The organism is Neisseria subflava (assembly GCF_005221305.1).
In the GTDB taxonomy this organism is placed as follows: Bacteria; Pseudomonadota; Gammaproteobacteria; order Burkholderiales; family Neisseriaceae; genus Neisseria; species Neisseria subflava.
This window is the reverse complement of sequence record NZ_CP039887.1, coordinates 1432934-1452710: the sequence shown is the minus strand read 5'-3', so window position 1 is coordinate 1452710 and position 19777 is coordinate 1432934. Positions and strand designations below refer to the sequence as shown.

Annotated in this window: 22 protein-coding genes and 2 tRNA genes; 14 read left to right on the top strand and 10 right to left on the bottom strand. The window is 48.8% G+C overall.

Translation table 11 applies throughout. The annotated features are described in order from the left end of the window. Positions 1 to 8 precede the first annotated feature (8 nt). Both FAH66_RS07025 and rpsT read right to left on the bottom strand, forming a co-directional pair. The gene (locus FAH66_RS07025; protein ID WP_137041144.1) at positions 9 to 1151 is read right to left on the bottom strand and encodes a phospholipase A; all 1143 of its coding nucleotides are present in this window, start codon (positions 1149 to 1151) and stop codon (positions 9 to 11) included. A gap of 168 nt (positions 1152 to 1319) precedes the next feature. Next, positions 1320 to 1583 (bottom strand): 30S ribosomal protein S20, encoded by a 264-nt coding sequence (rpsT, locus tag FAH66_RS07020; RefSeq protein WP_002212556.1) that lies wholly within the window; start codon positions 1581 to 1583, stop codon positions 1320 to 1322. A 308-nt stretch (positions 1584 to 1891) separates the two neighbouring features. Here rpsT and FAH66_RS07015 point away from each other — a divergent pair, with 308 nt between their 5' ends. Then, a complete protein-coding gene (locus tag FAH66_RS07015; protein WP_137041143.1) occupies positions 1892 to 3034 on the top strand; it encodes an extracellular solute-binding protein in 1143 nt (380 codons plus the stop codon). A 70-nt stretch (positions 3035 to 3104) separates the two neighbouring features. Here the strand turns inward: FAH66_RS07015 and FAH66_RS07010 are convergent, their stop codons facing one another. Beyond that, positions 3105 to 3536 carry an EamA family transporter gene (locus FAH66_RS07010; RefSeq protein ID WP_137041142.1) on the bottom strand — a complete coding sequence of 144 codons (432 nt, stop codon included), beginning with the start codon at positions 3534 to 3536 and terminating at the stop codon, positions 3105 to 3107. Positions 3537 to 3715: 179 nt separating this feature from the next. On the opposite strand from FAH66_RS07010, the gene FAH66_RS07000 reads away from it, so the two are divergent. After that, positions 3716 to 5392, top strand: coding sequence for a formate--tetrahydrofolate ligase (locus FAH66_RS07000; RefSeq protein WP_137041141.1), 1677 nt, complete (start codon positions 3716 to 3718; stop codon positions 5390 to 5392). Positions 5393 to 5457: 65 nt separating this feature from the next. On the opposite strand, the gene FAH66_RS06995 is transcribed toward FAH66_RS07000, so the two are convergent. The 3 genes from FAH66_RS06995 to fba form a co-directional block, all read right to left on the bottom strand. Further along, positions 5458 to 6159, bottom strand: coding sequence for a glycosyltransferase (locus tag FAH66_RS06995; RefSeq protein WP_244284895.1), 702 nt, complete (start codon positions 6157 to 6159; stop codon positions 5458 to 5460). Continuing rightward, the gene (locus FAH66_RS11070) at positions 6080 to 6388 is read right to left on the bottom strand and encodes a glycosyltransferase family 2 protein (RefSeq protein WP_244284893.1); all 309 of its coding nucleotides are present in this window, start codon (positions 6386 to 6388) and stop codon (positions 6080 to 6082) included. Before FAH66_RS11070 ends, FAH66_RS06995 begins: the two co-directional genes overlap by 80 nt. Positions 6389 to 6515: 127 nt before the next feature. Next, complete coding sequence (fba, locus tag FAH66_RS06990; RefSeq protein ID WP_137041140.1) at positions 6516 to 7580, bottom strand: class II fructose-bisphosphate aldolase; 1065 nt, start codon at positions 7578 to 7580, stop codon at positions 6516 to 6518. A 150-nt stretch (positions 7581 to 7730) separates the two neighbouring features. Between fba and FAH66_RS06985 the strand changes: the two genes are divergently transcribed. From FAH66_RS06985 to FAH66_RS06950, 8 genes are all read left to right on the top strand, one after another. After that, the gene (locus FAH66_RS06985; protein ID WP_137041139.1) at positions 7731 to 8159 is read left to right on the top strand and encodes an acyl-CoA thioesterase; all 429 of its coding nucleotides are present in this window, start codon (positions 7731 to 7733) and stop codon (positions 8157 to 8159) included. 1 nt (position 8160) lies between these two features. Continuing rightward, positions 8161 to 9057, top strand: a complete 897-nt coding sequence (locus tag FAH66_RS06980) for a tyrosine recombinase XerC (protein ID WP_137041138.1) — start codon at positions 8161 to 8163, stop codon at positions 9055 to 9057. Between the two features lie 352 nt (positions 9058 to 9409). Next, on the top strand, positions 9410 to 10339 hold the full coding sequence (locus tag FAH66_RS06975; RefSeq protein WP_137041137.1) for an energy transducer TonB: 930 nt from the start codon (positions 9410 to 9412) through the stop codon (positions 10337 to 10339). A 102-nt stretch (positions 10340 to 10441) separates the two neighbouring features. Further along, on the top strand, positions 10442 to 11101 hold the full coding sequence (locus FAH66_RS06970) for a MotA/TolQ/ExbB proton channel family protein (RefSeq protein WP_003686817.1): 660 nt from the start codon (positions 10442 to 10444) through the stop codon (positions 11099 to 11101). 3 nt (positions 11102 to 11104) lie between these two features. Continuing rightward, a complete protein-coding gene (locus tag FAH66_RS06965) occupies positions 11105 to 11542 on the top strand; it encodes an ExbD/TolR family protein (RefSeq protein ID WP_049351128.1) in 438 nt (145 codons plus the stop codon). 132 nt (positions 11543 to 11674) lie between these two features. Continuing rightward, complete coding sequence (locus tag FAH66_RS06960) at positions 11675 to 13336, top strand: electron transfer flavoprotein-ubiquinone oxidoreductase (RefSeq protein ID WP_137041136.1); 1662 nt, start codon at positions 11675 to 11677, stop codon at positions 13334 to 13336. 84 nt (positions 13337 to 13420) lie between these two features. Further along, the gene (gene folP, locus FAH66_RS06955; protein ID WP_137041135.1) at positions 13421 to 14272 is read left to right on the top strand and encodes a dihydropteroate synthase; all 852 of its coding nucleotides are present in this window, start codon (positions 13421 to 13423) and stop codon (positions 14270 to 14272) included. Positions 14273 to 14365: 93 nt separating this feature from the next. Continuing rightward, positions 14366 to 14441 (top strand) — tRNA-Ile (locus FAH66_RS06950). 511 nt (positions 14442 to 14952) lie between these two features. On the opposite strand, the gene FAH66_RS06945 is transcribed toward FAH66_RS06950, so the two are convergent. Beyond that, positions 14953 to 15411 carry an RrF2 family transcriptional regulator gene (locus FAH66_RS06945; RefSeq protein ID WP_049328858.1) on the bottom strand — a complete coding sequence of 153 codons (459 nt, stop codon included), beginning with the start codon at positions 15409 to 15411 and terminating at the stop codon, positions 14953 to 14955. 146 nt (positions 15412 to 15557) lie between these two features. On the opposite strand from FAH66_RS06945, the gene FAH66_RS06940 reads away from it, so the two are divergent. Together FAH66_RS06940 and FAH66_RS06935 are read left to right on the top strand one after the other, a co-directional pair. Then, positions 15558 to 15938, top strand: a complete 381-nt coding sequence (locus FAH66_RS06940; RefSeq protein WP_137041134.1) for a hemerythrin domain-containing protein — start codon at positions 15558 to 15560, stop codon at positions 15936 to 15938. 86 nt (positions 15939 to 16024) lie between these two features. Next, on the top strand, positions 16025 to 17182 hold the full coding sequence (locus tag FAH66_RS06935; RefSeq protein WP_137041133.1) for an NnrS family protein: 1158 nt from the start codon (positions 16025 to 16027) through the stop codon (positions 17180 to 17182). Positions 17183 to 17284: 102 nt separating this feature from the next. Here FAH66_RS06935 and FAH66_RS06930 read toward each other — a convergent pair. From FAH66_RS06930 to ispB, 3 genes are all read right to left on the bottom strand, one after another. Beyond that, positions 17285 to 17359: transfer RNA gene (locus FAH66_RS06930), tRNA-Arg, on the bottom strand. 18 nt (positions 17360 to 17377) lie between these two features. Continuing rightward, complete coding sequence (locus FAH66_RS06925; protein WP_063076159.1) at positions 17378 to 17824, bottom strand: DUF441 domain-containing protein; 447 nt, start codon at positions 17822 to 17824, stop codon at positions 17378 to 17380. Positions 17825 to 17828: 4 nt separating this feature from the next. Further along, the gene (ispB, locus tag FAH66_RS06920; RefSeq protein ID WP_137041132.1) at positions 17829 to 18803 is read right to left on the bottom strand and encodes an octaprenyl diphosphate synthase; all 975 of its coding nucleotides are present in this window, start codon (positions 18801 to 18803) and stop codon (positions 17829 to 17831) included. Positions 18804 to 19067: 264 nt separating this feature from the next. Here ispB and rplU point away from each other — a divergent pair, with 264 nt between their 5' ends. Both rplU and rpmA read left to right on the top strand, forming a co-directional pair. Beyond that, positions 19068 to 19376: a 50S ribosomal protein L21 gene (gene rplU / locus FAH66_RS06915; RefSeq protein WP_137041131.1), complete on the top strand. Its 309-nt coding sequence runs from the start codon at positions 19068 to 19070 to the stop codon at positions 19374 to 19376. Between the two features lie 27 nt (positions 19377 to 19403). Next, positions 19404 to 19676 (top strand): 50S ribosomal protein L27, encoded by a 273-nt coding sequence (gene rpmA / locus FAH66_RS06910; protein WP_002212328.1) that lies wholly within the window; start codon positions 19404 to 19406, stop codon positions 19674 to 19676. Positions 19677 to 19777: the final 101 nt, after the last annotated feature.

Here is a 19777-nt window from a genome sequence, read left to right as displayed (position 1 = left end):
TGGAGGAATTAGATACCGTCCCAGTCGTTGAACATCAGGCCGAAGCCGATGCCGTTTTGTTTGTGGTTGTAGTCAATCAGGCTTTCGCCGTAGCCGTGGAAACCGCGGACAACGCCTTTGAGTTTGCCTTTAATTGGGAAGGTATAAGCAGCTTCAACGGCACCGCGTCCGCTTTTCGGGTTGTAACGCAGGACGGAATAAACATTTTGTTTGTCATTGAGGCGGTATTGGACTTTCAAGTCGCCGTAGCCCATGTATTTGTTGATGTCCGGATTGTCGTCGTCATCTCCTTTTTGGTCGAAGGCGCGCATCCAAACTCTAGGAATAACGGTCAGCTTGCCCCATTCCATGCCAGACATGGCGTAAACGCGGTTCCATGAGCGGGATTCGGGGCGGCTTTGACCGTTGGACTGGTGAACAAAACCTGCGCCAACCATGCGCAGTTTGCCGCCGAAAGGCAGGTCTGCTTTAACAGGTTGGGTAATGAAGATTTCAGGCTCGTAGTCGGTGTTGCGGAACGGAGCGGATTTGCGGCCTTGGTTGAAGATTTGCCAGTCGGATTTTTGGGTATAGCCAAACCATACGTCGGCACGGGTTTTGAATAAATCTTCGGCAATCTTGCTTTTGAAGGAAACCTGCATTTTGGTTTCGAGGCGTTTCTGCTCGCTGAATTTTTCCTGTGTGGTTACGCCGCGACTGGGGGATTCCGGGTAGTAGTTGGGGCTGCTGTTGTACCAAACGGGCATGAGGTACATAGGATTATGCTCGCGTACGCTCAACAGGCCGCGTGTGTCGTTTTTATCCAAATCGTACATCAGGCTTAAAGGCGCGTAGCTGTCGGCAGTTTCGCTTAATACTTCGTCTGAAATATTCGGATGGATAGGGTTGTCGAATACGATGGCCGCTTCTTTTTTCTCAATGCTCTTGCGGACGCTTTGTTCGAGGTCAACCGGTGTTTTGGCGGTTTCGGTTTGCGCTTGCGGCAGTGGGGATTGAGGGGGGAGTTGCGCCGAGTAGATGTTGTCGTAACACGCCAAACGGGTGGCGTTGTCTTGAATGGTGGTGCAGTGTAGGGCGGCAGTATCGGCGGCGGCCAGTGGGGCGGCGGCAATGAATCCGATACTTAGGGAATGTTTCAACATCTTGTTCATAAGAGTTTCCGTTGTTTTTCAGACGGCCTGATGAAAGGGTAAATGGTTTTATTTAGTCGGTTTGAAGTGTGAATACGGCAATGCCCCTGAAAGGCAAGACCTCAGGGGCATCGTATCAGCTCGATTATCCTGCTTTGATTGTCAGGATTTCCGGCATCTGCGTCAGTATTAAGCCAAAGCTTTTACTTTAGCAGACAGACGGCTTTTATGACGGGCTGCTTTGTTTTTGTGGAATACGCCTTTGTCAGCGATACGGTCGATGACTTTAACGGATTCTTGGTAAACTGCTTGAGCAGCAGCTTTGTCGCCGGCTTCAACTGCTTTCAACACTTTTTTCACAGCGGTACGGAATGCAGTACGCAGGCTGGCGTTGTGGGCGCGTTGTTTAACCGACTGGCGGGCACGTTTGCGGGCTTGTGCGCTGTTTGCCATATTGAATATCTCCTGAAAAATAAATTCTGTAAACGCGCAATTTTAAAGACAGATTTCCTTGTGTGCAAGCTTTTTCTCTATAAACGCGCGCAAATCAGCCGTATTTTGCCCAAAAACGACAGCCGGTGCAACGCTTTTGGGAAAAAGATGATGTTGCTTTGCCTTATTTCAATAAAAATCAGATGGATATTGCTTTTCGTTTGCTTACGTTTCCATTACAATAGCCTAACTCTGCGCCGGGGTGTTTATGGGGTGCAGGGTTTCTTATTTATTGACATTAACCACTCTTTCATCAGGAATCTACCCGTATGAAAAAATCTGTATTAGCCGTATTGGCCGCATTGTCTCTGGCCGCGTGCGGCGGTGGCGAGAAAAAAGCCGAGCAACCTCAAGCAGGCAGCGCGCCTGCTGCCAATGCCGAGGCAGCCGCTACCGATACTTTGAATATTTACAACTGGTCAAACTACGTTGACGAAAGTACAGTCGAAGACTTCAAAAAAGCCAACAATTTGAAGCTGACTTACGATTTGTATGAAAACAACGAAACGCTGGAAGCCAAAATGCTGACCGGCAAATCCGGCTATGACTTGGTTGTGCCCGGTATTGCCTTCCTGCCGCGCCAAATTGAGGCAGGCGCATACCAAAAAATCAATAAGGATCTGATTCCGAACTATAAAAACATCGACCCTGAATTGCTGAAGATGTTGGAAACCGCCGACCCGGGCAATCAATACGCCGTGCCTTACTTCTCCGGCGTGAACACTTTGGCGATTACGGCGAAGGGTAAAGAGCTTTTGGGCGGCAAGCTGCCTGAAAACGGCTGGGATTTGCTGTTCAAACCTGAATACACCAACAAGCTAAAATCTTGCGGCATCGCTTTGTGGGATACCCCTAGCGAAATGTTCCCAATCTTGTTGAACTACTTGGGTAAAGATCCTAAAGGCTCGAATCCTGAAGATTTGAAAGCGGCGGCGGAAGTTTTGAAAACCATCCGTCCTGACGTGAAACGTTTCAGCCCTTCCATCATTGACGAATTGGCGCGCGGCGACATCTGCTTGGCGGCAGGTAACGGCGGCGACTTGAACTTGGCCAAAGCGCGTTCTGAAGAAGTGAAAAACAATGTCGGCATCGAAGTGTTGACTCCGAAAGGCATGGGCTTCTGGATCGAATCTTGGCTGATTCCGGCCGATGCGAAAAACGTCGTCAATGCCCACAAGTACATCAACTACACGCTGGATCCCGAAGTGGCTGCGAAAAACGGTATCGCCGTAACCTTCGCGCCGGCCAGCAAACCTGCACGCGAAAAAATGCCTGCCGAGCTGGTAAATACACGTTCTATTTTCCCGAACGAGCAAGACATGAAAGACGGTTTCGTCATGCCTCAAATGAGCGCAGATGCAAAAAAACTGTCTGTCAACTTGTGGCAGAAAATCAAAGTCGGTTCAAATTAATATTGAGCTGATTGTTTGAAGCGAAGGCCGTCTGAAATTTTTCAGACGGCCTTTTTTGATTTCCCAATCTTTATCGTTTCAAAGCCAAAGTCAATACGCCTGCGGTTACCAAGCCTAAACCTATCCACTCCTGCGTGCTTGGCCGTTCGTCTAAGAAAACGACGGCCATCAGGGCGACTAAGACCAGGCTGAATTTGTCGACGGGTGCGACTTGCGAGGCGTTGCCCAGTTGCAGGGCTTTGAAGTAGGAGAGCCAAGAAGCGCCGGTGGCGAGGCCGGATAGGATGAGGAATGTCCAGTTACGGCCGGTAAAGCCGTTCACGCCCTGCCATTTGCCGGTGTAGGTTAAAAACAATACCAAAGCGGCGAGGATGACCAAGGTGCGGATAAAGGTGGCGAAATCCGAATCTATGCCCTGTAAACCCATTTTGGCGAAAATGGCGGTCAATGAGGCGAAGCCTGCCGATGCCAATGCCCAAAACAGCCATGCGTTGCTGCTCATGTTTTATTCCTTTGTTTTAAATTGTTGACAATATGAATCCGCTTGTTGATGAAATATCGAAATTTTCACTGCGGTTTGTCTTTGGAAAACGCTATAATAGAACTAATATTCTTTTTCTTCCAGCTGTCTTTAATTGTATTGTTTCAGACGGCCTTTCCCTCTCTCAATAAAGGAAAATCATGAGCTTCAAAACCGATGCTGAAATTGCCCAGTCTTCCACCATGCGCCCGATTGATGAAATTGCCGCCAAGCTGGGTTTGAACGTTGACAACATTGAGCCCTATGGTCATTACAAAGCCAAAATCAATCCTGCCGAAGCATTCAAGCTGCCGCAAAAACAAGGCCGTCTGATTTTGGTTACCGCCATTAATCCGACTCCTGCGGGTGAGGGTAAAACCACTGTAACCATCGGTTTGGCGGACGCATTGCGCCATATCGGCAAAGACTCGGTTATCGCTCTGCGCGAGCCTTCTTTGGGTCCGGTGTTCGGCGTTAAAGGCGGCGCGGCGGGCGGCGGCTATGCCCAAGTTTTGCCGATGGAAGACATCAATCTGCACTTTACCGGCGACTTCCACGCCATCGGTGCGGCGAATAACTTGCTTGCCGCCATGCTCGACAACCATATCTACCAAGGCAATGAGTTGAACATCGATCCGAAACGTGTGCTGTGGCGTCGCGTGGTCGATATGAACGATCGTCAGTTGCGCAACATCATCGATGGTATGGGCAAACCTGTTGACGGCGTGATGCGCCCTGACGGCTTTGACATTACCGTTGCTTCCGAAGTGATGGCGGTATTCTGTCTTGCCAAAGACATCAGCGATTTGAAAGAGCGTTTGGGCAACATCCTTGTTGCCTATGCCAAAGATGGCAGCCCTGTTTATGCCAAAGACTTGAAAGCGAATGGCGCGATGGCGGCATTGCTCAAAGATGCGATTAAGCCTAACTTGGTGCAAACCATTGAAGGCACTCCGGCCTTTGTACACGGTGGCCCGTTCGCCAACATCGCCCACGGCTGTAACTCTGTAACGGCCACCCGTTTGGCGAAACACCTTGCCGATTATGCCGTAACCGAAGCAGGCTTCGGCGCGGATTTGGGCGCGGAAAAATTCTGCGACATCAAATGCCGCCTTGCCGGCTTGAAACCCGACGCAGCCGTCGTCGTCGCCACCGTCCGCGCTTTGAAATACAACGGTGGCGTGGAGCGTGCCAACCTCGGCGAAGAAAACCTCGACGCTTTGGCAAAAGGCCTGCCTAATCTGCTGAAACACATTTCCAACCTGAAAAACGTATTCGGCCTGCCTGTGGTGGTTGCCATCAACCGCTTCGTGTCCGACTCCGATACCGAGTTGGCCATGATTGAAAAAGCCTGCGCGGAACACGGCGTCGAAGTTTCTTTGACCGAAGTCTGGGGCAAAGGTGGCGCGGGTGGTGCAGACTTGGCGCATAAAGTCGTCAACGCCATCGAAAATCAACCGAATAACTTTGGCTTTGCCTATGATGTTGAATTGAGCATTAAAGACAAAATCCGTGCGATTGCCCAAAAAGTATACGGCGCGGAAGATGTCGATTTCAGCGCGGAAGCGTCTGCCGAAATCGCTTCACTGGAAAAACTGGGCTTGGACAAAATGCCGGTCTGCATGGCGAAAACCCAATATTCTTTGAGCGACAACGCCAAACTCTTGGGCTGCCCAGAAGGCTTCCGCATTACCGTGCGCGGCATTACCGTTTCTTCCGGTGCGGGCTTCATTGTTGCGTTGTGCGGCAATATGATGAAGATGCCGGGTCTGCCGAAAGTTCCGGCTGCCGAGAAAATTGATGTGGACGCAGAAGGCGTGATTCACGGCTTGTTCTGATTTAGATTGAAATTGAAATAGATAAAGGCCGTCTGAAACCTTGGTTTCAGACGGCCTTTTATGATTTAAGTGAATTTCAACCGGCTTTTTAAGAAATTGAAGAACTTGTCTATCATGCCAAACAACGTATTGCGGTCTTCGCCAAACAATGAAATGCTGCGGTCTTTGCTTATTCTGTCATAAGCGGCAAAAATGGTTTTCAGCTCTTCAGTGGTTAAACGCAGTTGCTTTTCATGCAAGATTCGGCTTAAGAGGGTGACTTCTACTGGGTTTAATTCAGGGAAAAGGTGGCTGAACCACAATTCCATGGTGTATTGGACGGATCGGTTGATTTTGTCTTTTTTTTTGCTTTCTTGAGCTGTGTGTATCCTATAAGACAACAAAGACTCGGGCAGGTTGGCAAAGGTTTTGCCATGTAGGGCGCATTGCACCCACATATGGAAATCGGGCGCGGTTTCTGTCGCGGTGTAGTTTATCTCAAGGTTTTTAATGCTGTCGTGCCGCCACATGGTGGTGGGGTTGAACATGTTTTGGGCGGCAAAGGAGAGAAGGGCTTTAATGTCTTTGTCGAGCAGGGGGAGGTCGCTTAAAATGGGTTCTCTTCCGGTTTGGTCGTTGAAAAAGATGGTGGCTTGGCTGCCGACAATATCGATTTCGGGATGGCTGTCTAAAAACTGAATCTGTTTTTCAAAACGATCCAAGGCGCAAATATCGTCCGCATCCATTCGTGCCACATATTCGACCTCTACGTCTTTGAGCATATCCATGGCAAATTGGCAGGCAAACGGTTCGCCCCCTGTTTTCCGGAAGATGGAAAACCTGCAAACGTGAATCTTTAGCTGCGTAAGCTTCGAGGATTTCGCCGGTTTTATCTGTTGAAGCATCGTTGATGGCGATGACGAAAAAGTTGCGGAATGTTTGATTCAATACCGAATCCAAGCATTCGGGCAAATAAGCTTCGGCACAATAGGTCGGCAAAATAACGGCGAGTTTCATATTTGTTTTGATGTGTTTTGATGTGTGGTCGGTAGAAGATTTTACTATAAATTTCCCAAAAACTAAGGCCGTCTGAAACCTTATTGCCAAGTTTTCAGACGGCCTTAGTGTGAATCCGAGATACGGATTATTTAACGATTTGGTTCAATTCGCCTTTGGCGTATTTGGTTGCCATTTTTTCCAAAGAAATCGGTTTGATTTTGCCGGCTTGGCCTTCGCAACCGAATGCGAGGTAGCGGTCAAGACAGATTTGTTTCATGGCTTCGACGGTTTTGCTCAAGTATTTGCGCGGGTCGAATTCGGATGGGTTTTCTGCCATGAAGCGGCGGATGGCACCGGTAGAGGCGAGACGCAAGTCGGTGTCGATGTTGACTTTGCGCACACCGTGTTTGATGCCTTCGACGATTTCTTCAACCGGTACGCCGTAGGTTTCACCGATTTTGCCGCCGTGTTCGTTGATGACTTTCAGCCATTCTTGCGGAACGGAGCTGGAGCCGTGCATCACGATGTGGGTGTTCGGCAGGGCTTGGTGGATTTCTTTGATGCGGTCGATACGCAATACATCGCCTGTGGGCGGACGGGTAAATTTGTATGCGCCGTGGCTGGTGCCGACGGCAATAGCCAATGCGTCAACGCCGGTATCTTTAACGAAACGTACGGCATCTTCAACGCTGGTCAGCATTTGGTCGTGGGAAAGTTTGCCCACTGCGCCGATGCCGTCTTCCTCGCCGGCTTCGCCGGTTTCCAGGTTGCCCAATACGCCGATTTCGCCTTCAACGGACACGCCGCAAGCATGGGAGAAGTTAACGACGGTACGGGTGGCGTTGACGTTGTATTCGTAAGAAGAAGGGGTTTTGCCGTCTTCCATCAGCGAGCCGTCCATCATTACGGAGGAGAAGCCCAGTTGGATGGAGCGTTGGCACACGTCAGGAGATGCGCCGTGGTCTTGGTGCATTACGACAGGGATGTGCGGGAATTCTTCGACTGCTGCCAAAATCAGATGGCGCAGGAATGGGGCACCTGCGTATTTGCGTGCGCCTGCGGATGCTTGAACGATAACGGGGGCGTTGACTTGGTCGGCCGCCTCCATGATGGCGCGCATCTGTTCGAGGTTGTTAACGTTGAATGCGGGCAGACCGTAGCTGTTTTCGGCTGCATGGTCCAATAATTGGCGCATGGATACGAGTGCCATGAGGAGCTCCTGAGGTAGTGAAGGGTAAATTTATCCGATAAATTATAATGTTTTTTGAAATGAAAGACTACAAGCTGTTACATTGTTTTTATATATTAACGAACAGGGTCTCGGTTTATAATGGCGTAGTATTGAAAACGGGTGTGCAAAATGGATAGGATTTCGGTGACCGCATGTGATAAGCCTTTGTTTCAGACGGCCTTGACGGTGCAGGTGGGCGATGTGAACTATGGCGGCCATCTGGCGAACGATGCGGTGTTGCGTTTGTGCCATGAAGTGCGGATGCGTTGGCTGGCGACGCTGGGTTGGAGCGAAATGGATGCCGGAGGGGCAGGCCTGATTATGGCGGATGCGGCGGTGCAGTATTTGGCGCAAGGTCATCATGGTGATGAGCTATCGGTGGAAATGGGGGCGGCGGGTGTAGCCGGTGTGGGCTTTTCTTTGTTGTACCGTATCCGCAGGATTTCAGACGGCCTTGTGCTGGCGAAAGTGCAGACAGGCATGGTGTGTTTCGATTATGGCAAGCAACGAGTTTGCCGTTTGCCTTCGGCATTGAAAACGGCGTTGGAGGCCGTCTGAAATGGCGGAATCAAACCATTTTGCGCTCCATTTTGAACGCTATCTGAAAACCTTGCTGCAACAAGGTAAGTCGGAGCATACCGTTTCCGCTTATCGGCGCGATTTGAGTGAATTGATGCGCCTGTTGCCCGATAATCTTGAAAATGGCCTGCCGACGCGCCGCGATTTTGTGGCGGTATTGAAAAAGCTGTCGCAAAAGGGCTTGAGCGAAAGCAGCTTGGCGCGGAAATTGTCGGTGTGGCGGCAGTATTGCAGTTGGCTGGTGCAGATAGAAGTCATGGAAAGCGACCCGACATTTAATATGAAAGCGCCGCGCCTGCCCGAACGCCTGCCTAAAGCGCTGCCGCAAGAACCTTTAAACCATATCCTTGACCATGCACCGGTTGATGACGAGTTGGATGTACGCGATAAGGCCATGTTTGAATTGATGTATGGCAGCGGTTTGCGCCTGAGCGAGATACAAGGTTTGAATCTGGACGGTATCGTCTTGGACGAAGGCTGGGTCAGTGTGAGGGGTAAAGGCGGCAAGCAGCGGCAAGTGCCTTTGGTGGCTAAAAGCATTGCGGCATTGCGCGATTATTTGGCGGTGCGTATTGCCAAAGAGGGCGAACAGGCCTTGTTTACCAATAAAAACGGCGGCAGGCTGGGGCAACGTCAAATCCAAAAACGCCTGCAGGCGTGGGCAGTGCGCGTGGGCAGTGCCAGCCATATCTCGCCGCACATGATGCGCCACAGCTATGCAACCCATCTTTTGCAGGCATCGGGCGATATCCGCGCTGTGCAGGAATTGTTGGGACACAGCAATCTTTCTGCTACGCAAGTTTATACAAAGCTGGATTTCGACCATTTGGCGCGCGTTTATGATGAAGCGCACCCAAGGGCGAAACGGAAAAAATAATTTGGTTTGAGTCAGGCCGTCTGAAAGAATGTTTTCAGACGGCCTGATGTTTTATGGATAAAAAATACAGATGATTTGAAACCATTTGAATTTTTATCGGTCTGATGAGGTTTCAATATTAGTCTGATGTGCGGATGGCATAAAGATTGTAAGAGGCGATGGTTTTTGCAATACCGTTTATCTTTTCAGATGACCGCTTGTTTGATAATATTAGTAATGAGAGCTAATATCATATTATGATATGCAGCCTTTAAAACAGCAGGTCTATAAACTTTCTATATAAGCATTAATGCTTATTTTGACTGTAAAACGACTTGCAAACGGGAATTGTTGCTATTAACATAACGGAATTATGGATAAAAAACGAATTTTAACTCCAGCCGTCGTGACTTCCGTTGCGTTGATTCACGTCGGTTTGGTTGCACTTTTATGGCACGCGCACAAACCGCCTCCTGTCGAAATGGCGAATATTGAATTTGTCGATTTGGGCGATTTCGGCGGTGGCGACGGTAGCCCTGAAGGCGAAGGCGCACCTGCCGCCCCCGAGCCTACCCCCGAACAACCAAAACCCAAGCCGAAGCCCAAACCTAAACCTGTCGAGCCGCCCAAACCTGTTATCAAACCTGTGGTAACGAAAAAGGAAAAAGCGGATATCGTACAGCAAAAGGAAAAACCGAAACCTATCGAGAAACCTAAGCCCGAGCCTAAGCCGGAACCTAAACCAGAGCCGAAGCCCGAGCCAAAACCTGAACCAAAACCAGAGCCGAAGGCAGAACCTAAACCATCTCCCAAAGCATCTGAATACTCAGGCAGCAAAACCGGGCCGAATACTGCTGAAAACGGTAAAGGCAACGGCGAAGGCAAAGCCTTGGGCGGAGAAGGAAAAGGCAACGGCGGCGGTACGAAAGGTACAGGCAGCGGCCGTGGTGAAGGCAGCGGATCCGGCAGCGGTGGTGCGAAAGGCGAACATGGTTCCGGTACCGGTGGCGGAGGTGGTGGCAGCGGTACAGGTGCCGGCAGCAGTAAAGGCAATCCTGCAAAAGGAACCTGCCATATTCCAAGACCTCCGTACCCTTCACTATCCACTGAAAATGGTGAAGAAGGCTTGGTTGTTTTGAAAGTCTTGGTTGGTCCCGGCGGTAAAGTGGATTCAATTAGTGTGAATAAATCAAGTGGTTATAGTCGTCTGGATAATGCAGCGCGTAAAGCCGTTAAAGATGGTAGCTGTAATGCAAGCGTTTGGACTGAATTTAAAGTACCTGTCAAATTCACGCTCGAATAAGTATCTAGGCCTAAGCTGATTGATTGGAAAATATATGCTGTTGGGAAATAATTTTAAATGACCCGATAGAAATTTTAATTTTATTTTTAACTTGGAAAAATTATGGATTTAAGTTTAGTTTTCAAATCAGGTGATGTGGTACTGATTGGTGTATTTGTCCTGATGTTGTTGATGAGTGTGGTGACTTGGAGCGTCATTGTGATTCGCTGCATCAAATACCGCAAAGCGAAAAAAGGCAATGCACAGGTAAAAGAGTTGATGCTGAATGCGTTTACGCTGGCTGATGCTGTACAAAAAGCCAAAGCGGTAGAAGCACCGATGAGCCGTGTTGCAGATGAATCTCTGCGCGCATACCAAAACTACCGTCAAACGACAAGCAAATCGCTGATTGACGAATTGCCTTTGAATGAATACTTGGTCGTTCACATCCGTAACAGTTTGACCCAAACCATGCGTCAGTTTGACTACGGTATGACCGCTTTGGCCTCTATCGGTGCAACCGCTCCGTTTATCGGCCTGTTGGGTACGGTTTGGGGTATTTACCATGCCCTGATCGGCATCAGCGAAAGCGGCCAAATGAGCATTGCTGCGGTAGCCGGTCCGATTGGCGAAGCTTTGGTATCGACTGCTGTCGGCCTGTTTGTGGCGATTCCGGCCGTATTGGCGTACAACTTCCTCAATCGCGGTACAAAAACCATCGCGCAAGATATGGATGCATTTGCACATGACCTGCATGTCCGCCTTCTGAACCAAAAGGATTAAACCATGGCTTTCGGATCAATGAATTCCGGCGATGATGCGCCGATGTCGGATATCAACGTTACACCTTTGGTGGACGTGATGCTGGTGTTGCTGATTGTATTTATGATTACCATGCCGGTACTGACCCACTCGATTCCTTTGGAGTTGCCGACTGCTTCGGAAAAAGCGGCAAAAGAGGACAAGCAGCAGCCTAAAGATCCTTTGCGTTTGAGCATTGATGCCAATGGTGCTTATGTCGTTGGCGGTGATTCGGATGCCAAAGTGGATTTGGCAACGGTAACCGCCAAGCTGAAAGAGGCCAAAGCGAAAAACGAAGATGTGATTGTGGCGATTGCGGCGGATAAAGCGGTTGAATACGATTACGTCAACCAAGCCCTGCAAGCGGCACGCGAAGCCGGTATCAGTAAAATCGGTTTTGTAACGGAAACCAAAGCGCAATAATCTTTTGAACACAGTAAAGGCCGTCTGAAATTTGAGTAAAGTTTCAGACGGCCTTTTGTTGTATTTGGTAACTATATGTCCAGGCTGTATAATTAGCGGATTAAATTCAATAATGACAATACAGGAACCGCCATGACAGAAACCATCGAACGCGACAGTATGCAATACGATGTCGTGATTGTCGGCGCAGGCCCGTCGGGTTTGTCCGCCGCCATCAAACTCAAGCAGCTTGCCGAAAAGAATGGACGCGAAATCAGCGTTTGTGTGGTGGAGAAAGGTTCGGAGGCCGGTGCCCACTCGCTTGCCGGTGCTATCATCGATCCGATTTCTTTGAATGAGCTGATTCCTGATTGGAAAGAAAAAGGCGCGCCGCTGACACGCACAGTGACGAAAGACAGGGTTGTGTTCCTGACCAAGAAAAAAGCGTTCAACCTGCCGATTACCCCTAATTTCGACAACCATGCGAACTACATTGCCAGCTTGGGCGAAGTTGTCCGCTGGTTGGCAGAGCAGGCGGAAAATTTAGGCGTGGAAATTTATCCGGGCTTTGCCGCTGCCGAAGTGCTTTATCACGAAGACGGTTCGGTCAAAGGCATTGCGACCGGCAATATGGGCGTGGGTAAAGACGGCAAACCGACCGATTCATTCCAGCTAGGCATGGAGCTTTGGGCGCAGCAAACCATATTTGCCGAAGGCTGTCGCGGCTCGCTTTCCAAGCAAGTCATTGAACAATTCAAGCTCGACCAAAACAGCGAACCGCAAACTTACGGCCTGGGCATTAAAGAAATTTGGGAAGTGCCGTCTGAAAAACATCAGCCCGGTTTGGTCATGCACAGCGCAGGCTGGCCGTTGGACAGCAAAACCTACGGCGGCTCGTTTATTTATCACTTTGACGAAAATAAAGTCGCTGTAGGCTTTGTGGTCGGTTTGGATTATCAAAACCCTTATTTGTCGCCGTTTGAAGAGTTCCAACGTTTCAAAACCCATCCTGAAATCCGCAAAACCTTTGAAGGCGGCCGCCGTATCGCTTATGGTGCGCGTTCGCTGATTGAAGGCGGTTTGCAAAGCCTACCGAAACTCTCGTTTAAAGGCGGCGTTTTGGTCGGCGATGCCGCAGGTTTCCTGAATATGCCGCGCATCAAAGGCATCCATACGGCCATGAAATCCGCCATGCTTGCCGCAGAAGCCGTATTTCCTTTGTTGGAAAACCTCGAAGAAGTGGAAAGCTTCGACAGCGGTAAAGAGGCTACCGATTATCAGCAACGCTTTGAACAAAGCTGGCTGTATCAAGAGCTTTATGCCGCACGCAATGTCCGTCCGTCATTCAAATGGGGCGTTTACCTCGGCTCCGTCTATACCGGTATCGACCAGATGATTTTCAGAGGCAAAGCCCCTTGGACTTTGAAACATCACGGCAAAGACAACGAGCAGCTCAAAAAAGCAGCCGAATGCAAGCCGATTGACTATCCGAAGCCTGATGGCGTATTGACCTTCGACCGTTTGAGCAGCGTTTTTCTTGCCAACCTTGCGCACGAAGAAAACCAGCCCGACCATTTGGTGCTGAAAAATCCGCAGGTCATGATAGAAGTAAACTACAAAGAATACGCCTCGCCTGAAACCCGCTATTGTCCGGCCGGCGTATATGAAATTGTCGAAGAAAACGGCACTCCGCGTCTACAAATCAACGCCGCCAACTGCGTTCACTGCAAAACGTGCGACATCAAAGACCCGACGCAAAACATCACTTGGATTTGTCCCGAAGGCGCGAGCGGACCGAATTACGGCGGAATGTAATTTACTGTTTTAAAGTCAAAACCTAAAGGCCGTCTGAAAAGTTTCAGACGGCCTCTATCCTATTATTTCATCAATGGAAGCATTATGAACACGCACATTTGGCAGGCAGGCCGATTTGAAATTGCCTTAGACAAACCAAAAATCATGGGCATCGTCAATCTGACCCCCGATTCATTTTCCGATGGCGGCACCTATTCGCAAAATGTCCAAATAGCATTGGCACATGCCGAGCAGCTGCTGAAAGACGGTGCGGATATTCTTGATATCGGCGGCGAATCTACCCGTCCGGGTTCGGATGATGTTTCTCTCGAAGAAGAATGGGCCAGGGTGCAGCCGGTTTTGGCGGAAGTGGGCAAGTGGAATGTTCCCGTCAGCTTGGATACGCGCCGTACGGTGATCATGGAAAAAGCCTTGGCGCAAGGCGGCGTCGATATTATCAACGATGTTGCCGCATTGAGTGATGAAGGTGCAGTCGCATTGCTGGCGCAACAGCCGAAGACGGGCGTGTGTCTCATGCACATGCAGGGTTTGCCCAAAACCATGCAGCTGAATCCGCAATATCAAGATGTCGTCGAAGAAGTCGCGCGTTATTTAAAAGCACGCGCGACAGAATGCGTTCAAGCAGGCATTGCCCCTGAACGCATTACGCTAGACCCCGGCTTCGGTTTCGGCAAAAACCTGCAACACAACATCACCCTGATAAAACATTTGCCTGAGTTGATGGACGCAACCGGATTTCCCCTTCTGATCGGCGTATCGCGCAAACGTATGATTGGCGAACTGACAGGCGAACAAGATGCCGCCAAACGCGTACACGGCAGCGTCGCAGCCGCTTTGGCCACAGTGGCTAGAGGCGCGAAAATCATCCGTGTTCACGATGTCAAAGCAACATCGGACGCTTTGAAAGTTTGGGAAGCATTGGGCGTATCGGCATAATGCCCGAATAGAAAACCAACAGGCCGTCTGAAACATTTGCCCGGCATCTTGAACAAGCAACAAGTTATGCTATAATCCGCATCTACTCTTGACGGGTCTGTAGCTCAGGGGTTAGAGCAGGGGACTCATAATCCCTTGGTCGTGGGTTCGAAACCCACCGGACCCACCAAATATTAAAAATGCCCGAGGCTTTTGGCTTCGGGCATTTTTGTATTTATTGGTTTGTGAAGGGTTGGAATATAATGTGAACAACAGCATAAAAATCAACCTATAAAATGGATACAAAAGGTTAAAGCATATTTAGGTAATGCTTTTTTAGGCCGAAATGGGCTTATCACATTGACATCTTTATAGTTGTTGAGGGTAAATTTGATTTTGATTATCAGCCGCCTGAGCCGGGATTGGTATATAACGTTCCCAATTTTGTATTGGAAAAAGACCGTTACGTTGATTGGGAAGATACTTGGCGTACTTTTTAATTAGGAAATAAGTAAATGGCGAGCAGTTACTTTTTGCTTGCTCTGGTCGATATCTTTCTATTATTTTAAAATTAACAATGCTGTTTGAAAATCTTAATTTCAGACGGCATTTTTTATTTTTCCGAGTAATACCACCCTCTATATTGAGAGGCTGATGATTATTTTGATATAGCCGGACTGTTTTTCAGACGGCCTGAAGACTTAATCAACCATTCTGCGTATTTCGTTGATCGGGATACGCGGGGTATAGAGTATGTCGTAGGTTGGTTTGTCCAAAAGATCTTGCAGGGAGTATTGATCTAAATGGTTGAAGAAGGCTTTGATGGCGCCGGTAATGATGCCGGTCAGTCGGCAGGATGGGGTAATGAGGCATTCGTTGTTATCGCCCATGCATTCGACAACCTGCATCGGCTCAAGATGGCGGACGACTGCGCCGATGTTGATTTTTTCTGGAACATCCGCCAAGCGCAAACCGCCACCTTTGCCGCGCACGCTGACCAGAAATCCGCCTTTGACTAATGAGGTAACCACTTTCATCAAATGGCTTTTGGAAATATTGTAAGTCTCGGCAATGGTGCTGATATTGACAAGGGTGTCATCATTGATGGCGGTATAAACCAATACGCGCAATCCGTAATCGGTATGTTGGGTCAGATACATGGCTGGCTCTTTAGATATTTTTATTATATGTCAAAAGCGTAGTACTTGGAGAGGGGCCGTTTGACTTTATGTGGGGTTGGGTTTCATAATATCTGAAACATTTGAATTAATCCAGTTTGATAGACTGTTGCCATTATAACGAACTTATGAAACCCTTGAAACGCCACCCTGCATTAATAGAACTTTCCCGTGAGCATCATGGCTCGCTGTCGTTGTGCGTCCGTCTCCTGCGTACGCCAGAGCAAAGCCATCAAGCGGAGCTGGATCCTCATTTTGCGGAGCTTGAGCCACATTTTTTGGAAGAGGAAACTATGTTTGCGCCGTATTGGGATAAGGTTGATCCGGCGTTGAGGCAGCGTTTTGAAGGTGATCATGCCAAGCTGCGTGCGATGATGGCTCATCCTGAATATATGAATGAATCATGGAATAAGGATTTTGCGGTGACTTTGCGCGATCATGCGCGTTTTGAGGAACGCGAGCTTTTTCCTGCGATTGAACCTTTTTTGCCTTTGCCTGAGAATGTGTAATAGGGAAGGGAATCAATGGCCGTCTGAAAAGTTTCAGACGGCCTCTGTTGCTGTTTTATAATGATATAAAAATTGAAGGAACCACTATGAACGATTTGTTCAAACATCCTGTATGGGCAATGGCCTTCCGCCCGTTTTATTCGTTGGCGGCTTTGTATGGCGCATTGTCTATATTGCTTTGGGGCTTCGGCTATCAGGGTACGCCTGAATTGCCGGGTTTGTATTGGCATGCCCATGAAATGATTTGGGGCTACGCCGGATTGGTTGTCATTGCATTCTTGCTGACCGCGGTGGCAACTTGGACTGGCCAGCCGCCTACACGTGGTAAAGCGTTGGCAGGTTTGACTGCATTTTGGCTGCTTGCGCGTTTGTGTGCGTTTATTCCCGGCTGGGGTGCTACGGCAAGCGGTATATTCGGTACGATCTTTTTCTGGTATGGCGCGGTGTGTATGGCTTTGCCGGTAATCCGTTCTCAAAACAAGCGCAACTATGTTGCCGTATTTGCTATTTTTGTTTTGGGCGGTACCCATTTCGCGTTCCATATGAAAATGCAGCCGTTTGATGCCATTGCGCTAATGACCGGTCTGCAATCCGGTTTGATTATGGTGGCCGGTTTTATCGGTTTGATCGGTATGCGGATTATCTCGTTCTTTACGTCCAAACGTTTGAACGTACCGCAAATTCCCAGCCCTCAATGGGTAGCGCACGCATCGCTTTGGCTGCCTATGCTGGCTGCCATGATGATGGCTCATAACATATTGCCGGAATTGGCTGCTTTGTTCTCTTTTGCTGCCGGTGTGATTTTTACCGTGCAGGTGTACCGCTGGTGGTATAAAGCCGTACTGAAAGAGCCTATGCTTTGGATTTTGTTTGCCGGCTATCTGTTTACAGGCTTGGGCTTGATTGCTGTCGGTATTTCTTATTGGATTTCAAGTTTCCTGAATTTGGGCGTACACCTTATCGGCGTTGGCGGTATCGGCGTGCTGACTTTGGGCATGATGGCACGAACTGCGCTTGGCCATACCGGCAACTCTATTTATCCGCCGCCTAAAGTGGTTCCTGTCGCCTTTTGGCTGATGATTGCCGCAACGGTTATCCGTGTTTTGGCTACCTTTGTGAGCGGTACGGCATACATACACAGTATCCGTTGCTCCGCCGCCTTGTTTGCCGTATCTCTGCTGTTGTATGCATGGAAATATATTCCTTGGCTGATCCGTCCGCGTTCGGATGGTCGTCCGGGTTAATGGTTTGGCAAAATGAAAAGGCCGTCTGAAAAGTTTCAGACGGCCTTTATTTATTGATAACAAAAAAGCCTTTCAAAGTATGAAAGGCTTTTATTGAAACTATGGCCTCGCCAACAGGAATCGAACCTGTATTTTACGCTTAGGAGGCATACGTTCTATCCGTTGAACTATGGCGAGGCGTTAAAGGAGGGGATTTTAAACCTTTCCGGCAACAAAAGACAATAAGCCGGCGGCAATCAGAGGGCCGACCGGAATACCGCCGACAAAGGCAACACCGATGACTGTGCCGATTAATAATCCGGTTACCAAAACAGGCTGTTCGCTCATCAATGGAACGCCGCGTCCGGCAAGCCAAGCGACGAAGATGCCGATAAGGACGGCGGCAATCATTTTGAAATTGAGAAACTCGGACAGCGGCGGAATCTGTATTTTGCCAGAAACCAGCGGACTCAATACGCCGATGGTCAGTATAATGATGCCCACTTGCAAGCCGTGTTTTTCCACGAAGGGAATGTATTGTGACAAAGCGGTTTGCTGCATCAACAATAAGACGGCCGCCGAAATCGTAATCGAGTTGTTGTTGCTGACAACGCCTAAAAAAATCAGGGTAACCAGAAACAAAGGGACAAAGCTGAAATTCATTGGATTAATATACTCGGGCCAAGGATTCTTTTGCCAGTTGGATCATGGCTTCTTTGACTTCGCTGTCAGGCAACACGTTCAATGAAGCGATGGCTTTGTCGACGGCTTTTTTTGCCTCGGAAATCGAATACGGCAAAGCGTCTGAGTTGACGACATAGTCGTGGATTTTTTCAAAATAACTGCGGTCGGCATTTTCCAAAGCGTGGCGCACATCGTTTGCTGCCTGCTCGGAACCGTTTCTCATCAGGTAAATCAATGGCAGGGTAGGTTTGCCTTCTGCCAAATCGTCACCGACGTTTTTGCCGATTTCTTCGGTTTCGCCAGAATAGTCCAATACATCGTCAATGATTTGGAAAGCCGTACCGACATACATGCCGTAGTCTTTCAAGGCTTGCTCGTGTTCAGGGGAAGCCTTGCCCAAAATTGCGCCGACTTGCGCGGCCGCTTCAAACAGTTTTGCTGTTTTGTATTGGATAACTTGGACGTATTGCTCTTCGGTAATATCCGTATTGCCGATGTTCATCAGCTGCATGACTTCGCCTTCGGCGATGATGTTGGTCGCGTCTGCCATCACTTCCAAAATACGCATGCTGCCCGAACCAACCATCAGTTGGAAAGCGCGTGTATATAGGAAGTCGCCGACCAAAACAGCCGCCGCGTTGCCGAAGAGGTTGTTTGCCGTTTTACGGCCGCGGCGCAACTCGCTTTCATCGACGACATCGTCGTGCAGGAGGGTGGAGGTGTGGATGAATTCCACCATTGCTGCCAGCGAGTACAGTTTTTCATCGTCATGCCCGACTGCTTTGCCTGCCAAAATGGTAATAATCGGACGCAGGCGCTTACCGCCCGCGCTGATGATGTATGTGCCGATTTGCGAAATTAGTGCAACATCGGATTGAACAGCTTGGTTGATGACCGCATTAACTTTGGCAAGGTCATCGGGCAGGTGGCGTTGGAAGTAAGGCAGGTTTTCGAGCATAAAACATTCTCTGTTGATAAAAAGGAGCGGGGCTCCAATGAATCTGTTTAAACCCGTACATTCGGTCGGGGTAATAACGTTGCATTTAAAGATATCAGCAATCCAGCGCGTGATTATATCAGTTAAAAAGCATGCAACATATCTTTCAGACGGCCTTTTCACTTGTAAATAAAATAAATTTTGACAAAACAGGCAAATAGAAATAGAATAGCTCGTTTCGCACATGGTGTGCGGAAAGTTAACCTAATTCTCATGGAGTTGAGTATGTACGCGGTCGTAAAAACCGGCGGTAAACAATATAAAGTTTCCGTTGGCGAAAAATTGAAAGTAGAACAGATACCAGCCGAACTCGACAGCCAAATCGAACTGACTGAAGTTTTGATGATTGCTGACGGCGAATCTGTAAAAGTAGGCTCACCTTTTATCGAAGGCGCAAAAGTAACAGCTAAAGTCGTTGCTCATGGTCGTGGCGAGAAAGTACGCATTTTCAAAATGCGTCGTCGCAAACACTACCAAAAACGCCAAGGCCATCGCCAAAATTTCACCCAAATCGAAATCGTGGCAATCGCCTAATTTCAAGTAAGTTCAGGAGTATTACAAATGGCAAGTAAAAAAGCAGGCGGTAGCACCCGCAACGGTCGCGATTCAGAAGCCAAACGCTTGGGCGTTAAAGCCTACGGCAACGAGCTGATTCCGGCAGGCTCTATCATCGTTCGTCAACGTGGTACTAAATTCCACGCAGGTGACAACGTAGGCATGGGCAAAGACCACACTTTGTTTGCTAAAGTCGACGGTTACGTTGAATTCAAAACCAAAGGCGCGCTGAACCGTAAAACCGTCAGCATCCGTCCTTACACCGGTTCTGAAGAATAATCGTTTTACGATTGAAAGCCGCATTCCTTTTCGGAATGCGGTTTTTGTTTGTCAGACTATTTTGTCTGTTGGATAAAATCTGTATGTCGTGAAGCTTGATT